The 13638-nt window shown below is 47.4% G+C and carries 12 protein-coding genes; 6 read left to right on the top strand and 6 right to left on the bottom strand.

Annotated features, from left to right (window positions below; translation table 11 throughout):
- Positions 1 to 70 precede the first annotated feature (70 nt).
- Entirely contained in the window at positions 71 to 973 is a 903-nt protein-coding gene (gene xerD, locus THIAE_RS08795; RefSeq protein ID WP_006460893.1) for a site-specific tyrosine recombinase XerD, read from the top strand.
- 19 nt (positions 974 to 992) lie between these two features.
- Positions 993 to 1712 carry a DsbC family protein gene (locus tag THIAE_RS08790; RefSeq protein ID WP_006460894.1) on the top strand — a complete coding sequence of 240 codons (720 nt, stop codon included), beginning with the start codon at positions 993 to 995 and terminating at the stop codon, positions 1710 to 1712.
- A gap of 101 nt (positions 1713 to 1813) precedes the next feature.
- Here THIAE_RS08790 and THIAE_RS08785 read toward each other — a convergent pair whose 3' ends face one another.
- From THIAE_RS08785 to THIAE_RS08770, 4 genes are all read right to left on the bottom strand, one after another.
- The gene (locus THIAE_RS08785) at positions 1814 to 2524 is read right to left on the bottom strand and encodes a TIGR04211 family SH3 domain-containing protein (RefSeq protein ID WP_006460895.1); all 711 of its coding nucleotides are present in this window, start codon (positions 2522 to 2524) and stop codon (positions 1814 to 1816) included.
- On the bottom strand, positions 2502 to 5270 hold the full coding sequence (locus THIAE_RS08780) for a valine--tRNA ligase (RefSeq protein WP_006460896.1): 2769 nt from the start codon (positions 5268 to 5270) through the stop codon (positions 2502 to 2504). Before THIAE_RS08780 ends, THIAE_RS08785 begins: the two co-directional genes overlap by 23 nt.
- Positions 5271 to 5366: 96 nt before the next feature.
- A complete protein-coding gene (locus THIAE_RS08775; protein ID WP_006460897.1) occupies positions 5367 to 6014 on the bottom strand; it encodes a 2OG-Fe(II) oxygenase in 648 nt (215 codons plus the stop codon).
- A gap of 124 nt (positions 6015 to 6138) precedes the next feature.
- Entirely contained in the window at positions 6139 to 6921 is a 783-nt protein-coding gene (locus THIAE_RS08770; protein WP_006460898.1) for a flagellin N-terminal helical domain-containing protein, read from the bottom strand.
- A gap of 74 nt (positions 6922 to 6995) precedes the next feature.
- Between THIAE_RS08770 and THIAE_RS08765 the strand changes: the two genes are divergently transcribed.
- Entirely contained in the window at positions 6996 to 7424 is a 429-nt protein-coding gene (locus THIAE_RS08765; protein WP_006460899.1) for a hypothetical protein, read from the top strand.
- 91 nt (positions 7425 to 7515) lie between these two features.
- Here THIAE_RS08765 and THIAE_RS08760 read toward each other — a convergent pair whose 3' ends face one another.
- Positions 7516 to 8757 carry an ammonium transporter gene (locus tag THIAE_RS08760; RefSeq protein WP_006460900.1) on the bottom strand — a complete coding sequence of 414 codons (1242 nt, stop codon included), beginning with the start codon at positions 8755 to 8757 and terminating at the stop codon, positions 7516 to 7518.
- A gap of 34 nt (positions 8758 to 8791) precedes the next feature.
- Entirely contained in the window at positions 8792 to 9130 is a 339-nt protein-coding gene (locus tag THIAE_RS08755; RefSeq protein ID WP_006460901.1) for a P-II family nitrogen regulator, read from the bottom strand.
- Positions 9131 to 9385: 255 nt separating this feature from the next.
- On the opposite strand from THIAE_RS08755, the gene THIAE_RS08750 reads away from it, so the two are divergent.
- The 3 genes from THIAE_RS08750 to THIAE_RS08740 all read left to right on the top strand — a co-directional run bounded on the left by THIAE_RS08750 (position 9386) and on the right by THIAE_RS08740 (position 13594).
- Positions 9386 to 10201, top strand: a complete 816-nt coding sequence (locus THIAE_RS08750; protein WP_006460902.1) for a class I SAM-dependent methyltransferase — start codon at positions 9386 to 9388, stop codon at positions 10199 to 10201.
- Between the two features lie 12 nt (positions 10202 to 10213).
- The gene (gene glnE / locus THIAE_RS08745) at positions 10214 to 12970 is read left to right on the top strand and encodes a bifunctional [glutamate--ammonia ligase]-adenylyl-L-tyrosine phosphorylase/[glutamate--ammonia-ligase] adenylyltransferase (protein WP_006460903.1); all 2757 of its coding nucleotides are present in this window, start codon (positions 10214 to 10216) and stop codon (positions 12968 to 12970) included.
- Between the two features lie 120 nt (positions 12971 to 13090).
- Complete coding sequence (locus THIAE_RS08740) at positions 13091 to 13594, top strand: DUF3015 family protein (protein ID WP_006460904.1); 504 nt, start codon at positions 13091 to 13093, stop codon at positions 13592 to 13594.
- Positions 13595 to 13638: the final 44 nt, after the last annotated feature.

Genomic DNA, 13638 nt, shown 5'->3' with positions numbered 1-13638 from the left:
TTAACAGCAGGCCTGCTAACCGGGGTTTTTTGTTTTATACTGCGTTAATTTGGAGAGGGGTGGGTCTCTTATGCCATTTGATCAAGCCTTAGCCGCCTTTATGCGTTATTTGCATCTTGCGCAAGGTTTAAGCCGTGCAACACAACAGGCTTATCAGCGTGACTTACGTGATTTTGTGCTGCGGACTGGCGGTGAAACAGCCTTGACATCCGCTGCTTGGCTAACTTGGCAAGAGGCTGATATTCGTCAGTATTTAGCGGGGTTATCGGCAGAAGCTAAACCGCAAACGCTTGCCCGACGCTTGGCGGCTATCAAGCGTCTGTATAAGTTTGCTCTGCACCAGGCCTGGTTGTCGGTGCATCCAGCACAACAGTTGCAAGCCCCCAAACGTTTAAAAGCGATTCCTAAGGTGTTGTCAGAGCAAAATATTGATGCGTTACTGGCCGCACCGGATGTCAGCACAGCGTTAGGGTTGCGCGATCGTGCTATTTTAGAGCTGATGTATGCAACTGGTTTACGAGTATCTGAGGTCGTTAGCTTGCCGATTGCACAGGTGGATTTAGCAGCAGGCCTGCTGATGGTGGTGGGGAAGGGCAATAAACAACGGATTATTCCGCTAGGTGAGTGGGCGCAGGATTGGTTGTCGCAGTATTTAGCGCGTGCCCGACCAGGCCTGCTTAAACCGGGCGCCGTGCTGGATGAGGTGTTTGTTTCACGAATCGGTCGCCCGATGACACGACAAACATTGTGGCATCGTATCCATAATCTTGCGCAACAGGCGGGTCTCACTGGTACACTATCACCCCATGGGTTGCGGCATGCCTTTGCGACGCATTTAATTAATCATGGAGCGGATTTACGCAGTGTGCAGTTACTGCTTGGACACAGCGATTTATCTACTACCCAAATTTATACCCATGTCGCTAAAGCGCGACTCAAACAGCTTCATCAACAACATCATCCGCGCGGATAGCCGGATTAGAGGACAGACTATGATTAAACCGATTCAAACCTTGGCATTGGCGGCACTGATGGGCGCGAGTGCGATGATGCCCGCCATGGCAGACAAACAACGTATTCAGCAAGTATTATCGCAAATGGCACCAGGCGCACCGGCGGCAGATATTCAAGAAACCGTCGTGCCGGGAATGTACCAAGTGGTGCTGGGTGTAACCGTGTTTTATATGACCGCTGATGGGAAACATTTGTTTAACGGTAACTTGATTAACCTAGAGCAGGGTGTCAATCTAACAGAGCAGCGCTTAGAACAGGCTCGGTTAGATGCGTTGAATGCGATTGACCCCAATTCGATGATTATTTTTAAAGCGAAGGGTGAGACCAAGCGTCAAATTACTGTTTTTACCGATATTGATTGCCCGTTTTGTAAGCGTTTCCATAACCAAGTGGCCAAGTTAAATGACGCCGGCATTGAAGTGCGTTATTTGGCGTTTCCACGCTCTGGCCCAGGTACGCCAAGCTTTACTAAAATGGAGTCGGTTTGGTGTAGTGCCAACCCGGTTAAGGCTATGGATGACGCTAAAAATGGTTTAGATCCTGAAACTAAGCGTTGTGAAAACCCGGTGATGTCGCACTTCCAAGCGGCCCAATTCTTTAATGTATCGGGCACGCCGACGATGATTATTGATGATGGCCAAATGGTGCCCGGTTTTGTCCCTGCGGAAGAGTTAATTCCGGCATTATTGCAAAACTGATTTAAGCTCAGATTGGCTAATAAAGTTAGTCGTATTGATATAAAAAAGGCATTGCGGTTGCAATGCCTTTTTTGTTAGTGCGGTAGCACGCTTAAACGCGTTTAAACGCTATCCCAACTGCTGCGACGTTTCGGGATTCTAAAGAAGCGGCCCAATAATAAACCTAATAACAGTACGCCAGCACCGGTTAAAAACCATTGGCGTTTGACCGCATCACCCGCTTGGGCAATTTGTTGGCGCATAATCACCTGCTGCGCTTCTAGTTCATTAATGATTTGACGCATTTCGCGATTTTGCTGATCTAAATCAACGGCTTGTCCAGAAATTTGTCGGATTTGCTCTAATTCACGGCGCGCTTCAAAGTGGGCTTGTTTCAGCTCGGTTAACTCGCTAACCACTTCATCATGGTTAATTTTTAACTGCTCATAATCGTTGGTTTGTTCATTAAAACGGGTTTCAAGCTCATTGAAGCGAGCACGTTGTTCATTGAGCAGTGTACGAGCAGGTGGTTGATTCTGAATAGAAACCTGGTGGATCCAACCTTGTGATACACGATTGTTATAGTTGGCTTCAACCCGTGACCAACCATCACGCGTTTCGAGTACTTTTAACGGCGTACCGGGCGGCAACATCCGTTCAATCCGAAATTCAACACCGGCACCGCGTCTAATCGGTTGTTCAACGTTATCACTGACATAGTGGGTGAATTCTTGTGCAAAGGCAGTACTACTGGTCATCATGCCAAGGTTTAAACTACCTGCAACAAGCAGTATGCCAAGGGTTTGGCGCTTAAAGCGCAGTAATTTTGTCATGTTGTTGCTCCAAGTTAGTTAAGGCCGATTGAATGTCAGCAAGTTTGTCACGCTCTTTGGCAACCACTTCTTCCGGTGCGCGTGCGACAAAACTTTCATTGCTCAGTTTAGCGTTCAAACGTTCAAATTCGGCTTTCAGTTTGCTGATTTCTTTATCCAAGCGGGCGAGTTCCGCATCCTTGTCAATTAAACCGGCCATGGGGATCAAAATATTCATCTCGCCAACCAGTGACATAGCAGATTCCGGCGCATCAGTTTCATTGGCTAAGACTTCAATGGATTCAAGCTTCGCTAGTGTCATTAAGAACAGACGGTTGTTATCTAACCAGGCCTGGTCTTGCGCCGATACTTTGCTGAGTAATACCGGCAGGGGTTTGCCCGGTGCAATATCCATTTCCGAACGGATACGACGCACACCCATAATAAATTGTTTCACCCAGTCCAATTCGGCTTCGGCGGTGCTGTCGATTTTGCTGTCGTCTGCTTCCGGGTAAAGTTGCAACATGATCGTGTCGCCCTGTTTACCGGCCAAGGGCGCGACCGACTGCCAAGCCTCTTCGGTGATATAAGGCATCACCGGATGCAATAAACGCAACAAGGTTTCCAACACGCGAACCAGGGTTTGGCGCGTACCGCGTTTGGCCGCATCGGACGAGTCTTTGTTAAGAATCGGTTTCGCCAGCTCTAAATACCAATCGCAGTATTCGTTCCAGGTAAACTCATACAATAAATTCGCCGCCATATCAAAACGGTATTGTTCAAAATGGCGTACCACTTCGGTTTCTAGCGTTTGTAGGCGCGATACGATCCAACGATCTGCCAAGGATAACTCAATCGGTTGGCTTTCATCGACCCCGGTATCAAACCCTTGGGTGTTCATTAAGACATAACGGGTGGCGTTCCACAATTTATTGCAGAAGTTGCGGTAGCCTTCACAACGATTGAGGTCAAACCGTATATCGCGTCCGGTTGAGGCGAGCGAGGCAAAGGTGAAACGCATCGCATCGGTGCCAAATGCGGGAATACCGTCGGCAAATTGTTTGCGGGTGTCTTTTTCAATTTTGGCGGCTTTTTCCGGTTGCATCATGCCGTAGGTGCGTTTATTTACCAGGCTTTCCAAATCAATGCCGTCAATCAAGTCAATCGGGTCAAGCACGTTGCCTTTGGATTTGGACATCTTCTGGCCTTCGGCATCGCGCACCAGACCATGCACATAGACTTGTTTAAACGGCACTTGGCCGGTGAATTTCAGCGTCATCATAATCATCCGTGCGACCCAGAAGAAAATAATGTCGAAACCGGTTACCAAGACCGAAGTCGGGTGGAATTTTTCCAGTTCCGGTGTTTGCTCCGGCCAGCCCAGCGTCGAAAACGTCCATAACGCCGAGCTGAACCAGGTATCCAACACATCATCATCCTGATGTAACGGACGATCACCTAAATTATGTTTGGCGCGCACTTCGGCTTCATCGCGTCCGACATACACGCCGCCTTGGTCGTCATACCAAGCCGGAATGCGGTGTCCCCACCAAATTTGGCGCGATATACACCAGTCTTGAATATTGTTCATCCATTCAAAATAGGTGTTTTCCCAGTTTTTCGGTACAAATTCGATGTCGCCGTTTTTCACCGCGTCAATCGCCGGTTTCGCTAGTTCTTGCACCGCGACATACCATTGGTCGGTCAGCATCGGCTCGATCACCGCATGTGTTCGGTCACCACGTGGCACCATCAGTTTATGCGGTTCGATTTTCTCCATCAGACCGAGCGCTTCCAAATCAGCGACGATTTGTTTACGTGCTTCATAACGGTCGAGACCTAGATATTTTTCCGGCGCTTCTTCGTTAATCGCTGCGTCTTGGGTGAACACATTTAACATCGGCAGGTTATGACGCTTGCCCATTTCATAGTCGTTAAAGTCGTGCGCGGGCGTGATTTTGACGCAACCTGTTCCAAACGCAGGGTCAACATAGTCATCGGCGATAATCGGAATCTCACGCCCAACTAACGGCAAAGTAATAGTTTGGCCGATCAGGTGCTGATAACGCTCGTCTTCAGGATGCACCGCCACCGCTTGGTCGCCCAGCATGGTTTCGGGGCGCGTTGTGGCGACTACAAGGTGACCGTTACCGTTAGTGAGCGGATAACGTAAATGCCACATATTGCCTTGTTCTTCTTCGGAAATAACTTCCAAGTCTGACACGGCGGTGTGGAGCACCGGGTCCCAGTTGACCAAGCGTTTGCCGCGATAAATCAAGCCTTCTTCATATAAGCGCACAAATACTTCCTTCACCGCGTTGGATAAGCCGTCGTCCATGGTAAAGCGTTCACGGCTCCAGTCAGGCGATGCACCCAAGCGGCGTAATTGTTGGGTGATGGTGCCGCCGGATTCGGCTTTCCATTTCCAGATTTCATCAATAAACTTGTCGCGGCCTAAATCATGGCGACTCAAGCCTTTGGCGGCCAATTGGCGCTCAACCACCATTTGGGTGGCGATACCGGCGTGATCCGTTCCCGGTTGCCACAGGGTCGGTTTGCCTTGCATACGATTGAGGCGAATCAGGGTATCCATAATGGTGTCTTGGAAGGCATGTCCCATGTGCAGGCTGCCGGTCACGTTCGGCGGCGGAATCATAATGCAATAGGGCGCTTTGTCTGAGTCGGTATTAGGCGAGAAATAACCGGCGTTTTCCCAAGTTTGATACCACTTGGCTTCAATCGTTGTCGGGTCGAAATGTTTATCCATGATCTGCTTGTGTGTGTCTTGATAAAAATAGCGTTAATTATAACAAGCGTTTATAAATAGGTGCGAAGGATTATGCGGATTTGAAAACGCAGTCGATTATTTTGGTGGATTGACTAGGTCGTGGGTTGAGGTGTTGCACCGAAACCAACCGGCAATACTGGCACGTGGTTGTCGTGTCGGTAAGACTTCATGCGGCAATTGTTCGCTCATAAACAGCGCCAGCGCGCCACACTGTGGCATGAGTCGTGTAAGTTCTTGCGTATCTTCCTCGTTATATAAAACAAGTTCACCACCCCAGTCAGCTTGCCAAGTGGGATTCAGGTAAGTCACGCTGGTGACCATTCGGTTGGCCGCACCGCGAAAACTGTCACGATGTTTTTTATAAAAATCCCCTGGTGAATAGAGGGCAAAATGGGCTTCGTATTCAAATAAGCCCAAAAATAATTGACGATTGAGTTCGAGTTGCAGCTGTTGCATCAGATCGAGGTATTGTGCTTGTGCAGGTGTTTGACGTTCAAGCCAGTGAATGGCATCGCGTCGAATACGTTGGTTAAGTTGATGCTCTTGACCGCGCCCAATACCGGCTTGCTGTAACTCACCATCCTGTTGGCGTTGTTGGAGTTCAAAATAGAGTGCATCACAAAGTGATGTGGGAATAGCGTTGTGCCAAAAATACCAACCTTTATCGACAAGGGCGTCAATCGCCGTATTAATAGACTCTGACTCTAATTGTAAGTTGAACAAGATGGTATGCTCAGAAGGATAATCGCGAATTATGCGGCCAGAATTGTGGCTTTGCAAGCAGAATTTTGATCGGCCTAGACAGGCAGTTGTAAATCGACCAGGCCGAGTAAAATCAAAGGGTTAGTTATCTAATAAGCTGTAGCACATTTGCCTTATCTTGGTTGCTTTGGGCTAGCATCATGATCCCGGCTTGATTTAAGACATCTTCACGCGCTTTGTTCATTGAGGCGCGCGCAAAATCGGTATCTAAAATTTGGCTACGACTCGCATAATCATTTTGCTGCCCTGTAGCCATGTTGGATATGGCTGAAAATAAACCATTTTGTTGTGCGCCAAATTGAGCTTGTGAGCTGCTCAATGTATCTAATGCGGTTCTAAGGGCATCAGTAGTCGCCGTTGCATTGGCGGGGTTGCTGATATCTAGGCCGCTTAAGCCCAAGGCATCATTGTTTAGCGTCGGCATCGTTAAACTCGCTGAGCTATCACCCAGTTCGATGTTTATGTCGGGGTTTTCACCGTTAAATAGCGCCACGCCATTAAACTGGGTTGTTTCTGCTATTCGACCCAGTTCTTGTAGGTTTTGCTGAAACTCATTATTCAAAATGTTACGTTGCGAAGGATTTAGGGTGCCGTTCATAGATTGAATTGACAACTCATACATACGTTGCAAGTTAGCCGTCATGCTTTGTGCTGCACCATCGGCTGTTTGCAAAAGCAATACACCATCTGATGCATTACGCATCCCAACTGACTTGCTCATAATTTCGGTGGTCATGTCCGTGGTGACGGCAAGTCCGGCAGGGTTATCGGCAGCGCGGTTAATTTGTAAACCCGAAGTCATGCTCGCGGCGGTAGGGCTGAAGCTCGAAAAGTTTGCGCCACCGGTATTAGTTGCATTTATGCTCATACTAAAATCTCCACAGAATCTTGCTGCTTTAATTCTATAATACGCCAAAGAAGAAAAATTGGGAAGGATCTCTAATGAGTTGTTGTGGCAAGGGTTTTTGTAATTTTCAGTTTCCGCCAGGCCCACCGTTAACCGACTATTCTGTAACTAGCTTAGAGGCTAATTATTTGTTTTTACCCTATGGCACCTTGTTGCAGGTGGACGAGGTGGTGCGCATTTGGATGGAGTCAGGCAAAACTAAAGAGGTGATTGTGGCCGGTAAGTGGCCGGTGACCTTTGATGCTATAGGTGCGCATGTTAAAGAGCGCGATCAAGAGTTACCTTGGCAGTTGGTGGCGCTGGATACCGGGTTTGAGTATGAGGACATTATGGCTTGGCCAGAGCATGATTTATTTAACCCTACCACGCAGCCGGTGGTGTTGGAGTTTAAGCATCCTATTGAATATAAGCCGAGTTTAAAAATGCGCTGGTTAGAGTTGTTATATAAAATTCGTAATCTGTGAAATTTAAACCCTAATACTTAACGTTAATATTCAAGCATAAAAAAACCCCATCACAAGGATGGGGCTGTTTTGTAGGCTAAGGCTAGTTAGATTACTTGTTGTTGAACTCTGGATAAGCTTCCATACCACATTCAGACTTGTCTAAACCTTCGTACTCTTGCTCTTCCGTGACGCGTACGCCCATGATCGCTTTGATTACAAACCAGGTTAGTAAGCTGGCAAGGAATACCCAGCTGAAGATAACCACGATACCGATTAGCTGAGACACAATGCTCGCGTCGCCATTGCTGAATACGACTGCGATAAGACCCCAGATACCTACCACACCGTGTACTGAAATCGCACCAACTGGATCGTCAATTTTGAACTTCTTATCCAAGGCTAGGATAGCGAAGACTACAATCGCACCACCAATGAAGCCAACAATTGCTGCACCTAGTGGAGATGGCTCTAAAGGTTCAGCCGTAATAGATACCAGGCCTGCTAATGCACCGTTTAGGATCATGGTTAAGTCAACTTTACCGAATAGGATCTTAGAGACCACCATCGCACCGATCACACCTGCTGCTGCAGCTAAATTCGTGTTTACGAATACCGCGGCTACAGCGTTTGCATCTTCAACAGTGGTGATTTGTAACTGTGAACCACCGTTAAAGCCGAACCAACCCAACCATAGGATAAAAGTACCTAGTGCGGCGAGTGGCATGTTCGCACCTGGAATCGCGCGGACTTCACCGTTAGGGCCATATTTACCTTTACGTGCGCCTAGCACCAATACACCTGCTAGAGCCGCAGCGGCACCGGCCATGTGAACAATACCAGAACCTGCAAAGTCAGAGAAACCTAACTCATCAAGGAAACCTTCACCCCAAGTCCAGTAACCTTGTACAGGGTAGATGACCGCAGTCAGTACCACTGCGAACGCGAAGAAAGACATCAACTTCATACGTTCTGCAACCGCACCCGACACGATTGACATCGCCGTGGCAACGAATACCACTTGGAAGAAGAAGTCAGCTAGGTTTGAATAATAAGCTTCGCCGGCTACAACTTCTTCAAGCGTGTTATCACCACCTAATAAAAAGCTTAGGCTTGGGATGATGCTATTAACACCTTCACCGTACATAATGTTGTAACCAACAATCATATACATTAATGATGCGATAGAGAAAAGACCAATGTTTTTGGCCAGGATTTCAGTCGTGTTTTTGCTACGCACTAAGCCGGCTTCTAGCATAGTAAAGCCTGCTGCCATCCACATAACCAATGCACCGGCCATGAGGAAGTAAAAGGTATCGAGTGCATAACTGACTTCGATGACTTGTTGTTCCATAATAAAATTCCTTCTGCTAATTTAGTATTGGGCGTTACAGCGCAACATCGCCAGACTCTTCGGTACGAATCCGAACAGCTTGCTCGATAGGCATAACAAAAATTTTGCCGTCGCCGATTTTGCCAGTACGTGCCGCATTGCCAATGGCTTCAATAGCGACTTCAACTTTGTCATCGGGGACCCCAATTTCTAGGCGAACCTTTGGTAAAAACTCAATCGCGTATTCAGCGCCACGGTAAATTTCAGTGTGACCCTTTTGGCGACCAAAACCTTTGGCCTCTGTTACAGTCATCCCGTGCACATCGATGTCATGCAGTGCTTCACGCACATCATCGAGTTTGAAGGGTTTGATAATTGCCACTATAAGTTTCATACTTAGTAACCTCTAAAAAACATTTCTAACGCGGTCTTTAGGTGTTTTTGATCAAAACCGGTTAAAAATGGAGTTAAAAAAAAGATCTCGCCGTGTTAAAAGCGTTTGTTGTGCCTTTTATAAAAAAATAAATAAAAAACAAGTATTTGCGATATTTTTTTGTTGGGTTTTTAGCTGGTTTTGCATTTTAATTGCGTTTTATATTTTAAGTTGGTGCAATATTGAATAACTTGGTGCAAGTGTTGAGGCGCGTTGATGGGTCAGCTTAAGGTAATAGCAAGGTTATTGGCGGTTCAATTAGCAGCAGGCCTGTGGTTGTTTATTTTGGTGCTTATCGCATCAAAATGGCTGGAGCCGCCCTTTGCAGATCATTGGTTGCTACTAGGTTGGTTGTTCGGTGCGGCTCTGTTTAGCTGGCCGCTAAAATCTTTATGGCGTGGCGTGAGTCTGATTATCCCCTTGTTCGTTTATGGCTGGTTTGCGCTGGCTATTGCCCCAATTTGGGGATTGGTTATTGCACTAGTGCTTTGGTTGGTTTATCGCAATGGTGCGGGGCATCAGGTCCCTTTTTATCGCTCATCGACCGATGTCATTACGGCTTTACGTATTTGGCTCGATGAAAGTTCGCCCAGAGCAAGCGGATTGCGATTGGCTGATATGGGTTGTGGTGATGGGCGCTTATTATTTAATTTGGCAGATCACCCCGTGCTCAGCACACTCTATGGTTATGAAACCGCTTGGTTGCCCTATTGGCTTGCACGTTGGCGTTTGTTCACCTGGCAAAAGCGTCACCCGGGCAAATCGGCATCTAAAATCCAGCTTGTTCGCCAAGACTTTTGGCAGCAAGACTGGGGAGCGTTTGATTTAGTCTATGTTTATTTATCACCTGCAGTGATGGCAAAAGTCGCCGAAAAGGCTGGGCAAGGGTTGCAGCAGCAGGCCTGGTTAGTTAGTTATGAATTCGCTATCAGTGAGCAAGATTGTGCCGCCCATCATTTAACGCTGACAGATGTTTGGGAGCTCGGCGAAACCGACCCAACTCGTTTATACTGGTATCAGAAATCGGTTTAATAAGGAGTTCGCATGTCGCTATTGCCTGGTTGTTCTCGTCCTGAAGCGCTCACAAATCCCCACCTGCTCCAGCCCTGGAGTGAATACTTAACCCGTGAACTGGCGCGTGTGCCCAGTTTGGCCGAGCGTGATTATCAGCAGGCCTGGCAAGCGGGGCAGGTTAAGGACTATTGTTTGAAACGGCTAGCGCAAGTTGAAACGGATGCGGAGCTAGTGAAGGTATTGCGCGAATTGCGCCGTGAAATTATGGTAAGTATCGCCATTCGTGATTTAGCCGGGGCGGCCAGTTTAACCGAAAGCTTACGTAGCTTATCTGAGCTCGCTGACGGGTTGGTTGGTGGTGCATTAGCTTATTGGGAGCCGGTTTTTGAGCAAAAATTTGGCCAGCCGATTGGGCGCGATTCGGGTATGCCACAAAAAATGGTCATTATTGGCATGGGTAAGTTGGGTGGGCATGAGCTTAACTTTTCATCCGACATAGATTTAATTTTTGTTTACCCTGAAGCGGGTAGTACGAATGGCGCGCGACAAATTTCCAATGATCAGTTTTTTGGCAAACTCGGTCAAGCCTTAAACAAATCGCTGACAGAAATGACTGAAGATGGCATTGTGTATCGAGTCGATATGCGGTTGCGTCCTTTTGGTGATGCCGGTCCCTTAGCGATTAGTTTTTCTGGCATGGAACATTATTATGAAGCCCATGGCCGCGCTTGGGAGCGCTATGCATTGGTGAAGGCACGCGCAATTGCCGGGCCGGCCGATTTAGCTGAGGAGCTGTTTGATATTTTGCGCCCATTTGTCTATCGCCGTTATGTGGATTACACCGCGATGGATTCCTTGCGTGATTTAAAACGCATGATTATGGCCGAAGTGCGCAAAAAAGGCATGGAGTCAAATGTCAAACTCGGACGGGGCGGCATTCGCGAAGTCGAGTTTATTGTGCAGGCGTTTCAATTGGTGCATGGCGGGCGTGATCGACATTTACAAGGCCGCCAACTGCTGCCTACTTTGCAGTATTTAGCGGCGCAAGACTATATCGCCCCACAGGATGCGGATGATTTAGCCAAGGCTTATGCGTTTTTACGCTTAACCGAAAATCGTTTGCAGGCCTGGAATGATCAACAAACCCATGATTTACCAGAATCAGCGCATCAGCAGTTAATGCTCGCACAGGCGATGGGCTTTGTGGATTATGCCGCATTTATGGTCGTGCTCAATGAGCATCGTAACCTGGTACAACAGCATTTTGATGATGTATTTGCCGATGAGGCGGATGTGTGCGATTTAACCGATGCGTTAGCTCAGGCGTGGAAAGGGCCATTGGAAGATGATGCGCTCATTATCCTCACGCAGTTTGGCTTTAAGCATCCTGGCGAGATTTTGCATTTATTACGCCAGTTTAAAAAGGCCCGCGCGCTGAGCCACATGAGTAGCGAAGCGACTACCCGTTTAGAACAGGTGATGCCGCTCATATTAAAAGCCTTGGCGGAGCGCGAACAACAAGAGCTGGCATTGCAACGGGTGTTAGCGGTGATTGAAGCGGTGGTGCGACGCAGTGTCTATTTGGTGTTGCTCAAAGAAAATCCGCAGGCGTTAGCCCACTTGTTAATTTTGTGTGAGGTGAGTCCGTGGTTGACTGAAATGTTGGTGAAATATCCGGCATTGATGGATCAGTTGCTCGATTTGCGCAGTCTGTATCGCCCGTTAAGCCTAGCGGAATTGTTGGCGGAGGCTGACGACTTACGCAGAGCTTACAGCGATGATGATGAGGCCTTTATGTTGCAACTGCGTCATTGGCGTCATGCGCAGGTATTTAAAGTAGCGGCAGCCGATGTCACCGGTCAGGTACCGGTGATGAAGGTGAGTGATTATTTAACCTGGATTGCCCAGGCCGTTTTGCAGGTGAGTCATGATTACGCTTGGCAACATTTAACCGCGAAGCATGGCTTGCCAGCAGGGTGCGAGGCATCGCCGTTGATGATCATTGGCTATGGCAAACTCGGCGGCATCGAGTTGGGTTATGGTTCAGATTTAGATATCGTGTTTTTGTATCATGGTATTGAAGCAACGGGGCGGACCAGTGGCGCGCGTTCATTGGAGCATGGGCCGTTTATGACGCGCTTGTGTCAGAAAATTATCTCAGTCTTGACCACCATGATGCCTGCTGGCCAGCTTTACGAAGTCGATACCCGATTACGCCCCAACGGTGCCAGTGGCATGATGGTGTCAAGTTTGGAGAGTTTTGCTCAGTATCAGCGCGAAAAAGCCTGGAATTGGGAGCATCAAGCGCTTATTCGTGCCCGCGCATTGGTTGGGCAGGCGCAAAACTGTGCGGCGTTTGAAAAGTTTCGGCAAGCGTTTTTGACTCAGGCACGTGAAAGTCACCTAGTGCGTGACGAGGTGGTGGCGATGCGAAAAAAAATGCGTGAAGCCTTGGATAAGTCTGATGAACATTGGTTGGACTTAAAGCATGGCGTGGGGGCGATTGTCGATATTGAGTTTATGGTGCAGTATTGGGTGCTAGCCTTTGCATCACGTTACCCGAGCCTCGCCGAATATCCCGATAATATGCGGATTTTAGATGCCCTTAAAGCGGTTGATCTGCTGCCTGATGATCAGGTGCAGGCGCTGCAAGATCATTACCGTGCCTATCGTAGTGCTTATCACCGTTTAGCCTTGCAAAAGGATGCGAGTATGGTGGAGCGCAAGCCTTATCAGCAGGCCTGCGACGAAGTCAGCGCTATTTGGCAAAGGGTGATGGAGGGTTAGATTTTTTAATCACTACAATTATGCGTTTAGAAGTGCGGAATTATTCATAGTTGCTTGCTTTTGAAAAAATATTGAATAAAATGTGTCTGCTATATTTAACTTATTAATTGTGAGAAACATATGAAAAAACTTACTTTAGCTTTAATGTCAAGTGCACTGATGTTTGGATCTACTGCGTACGCTCAAGATAGAACTTTAGGTCAAATTTATACTGAGTGTGGTTTAGGTGGTATTATTGGTTCTGCCTTTGAAAATCAAGAAACAAGAAACTTAGTAGCTATCTCTACTAACGTTACCTGGGACTTGGGTACAACTGCAATCAGCTCTAACGTATCTTCACCTGCAAGCTGTTCGGGTGGTGAAGTTAAAACGGCTGCCTTAATTATCCAGACCTACCCACAATTAGAGAGCGATTTAGCTATGGGTGAAGGTATGCATTTAACGAGCCTTTTAAATGCGGCAGGCTGCGCTACTGAGCACCATTCTGAAGTAGTAAATAATTTAAGACCTGATTTTGCACAATCAGTATCTTCTGATAGTTATACTTCAAAAACAAGATTTGAGCAGGCTGAAACTTTACATCAACAGTTTATTAAGCATGCTGCTGCATCATGTAATATCTAAAACTTAATTTTTTAAGTTTGACTTTTAGGCAAGCATTAGCTTGC

This window comes from Thiomicrospira aerophila AL3 (assembly GCF_000227665.2).
Classification (GTDB): domain Bacteria; phylum Pseudomonadota; class Gammaproteobacteria; order Thiomicrospirales; family Thiomicrospiraceae; genus Thiomicrospira; species Thiomicrospira aerophila.
Note: the sequence above shows the minus strand (reverse complement) of the source record. Positions and strands in the feature narration are given on the sequence as shown.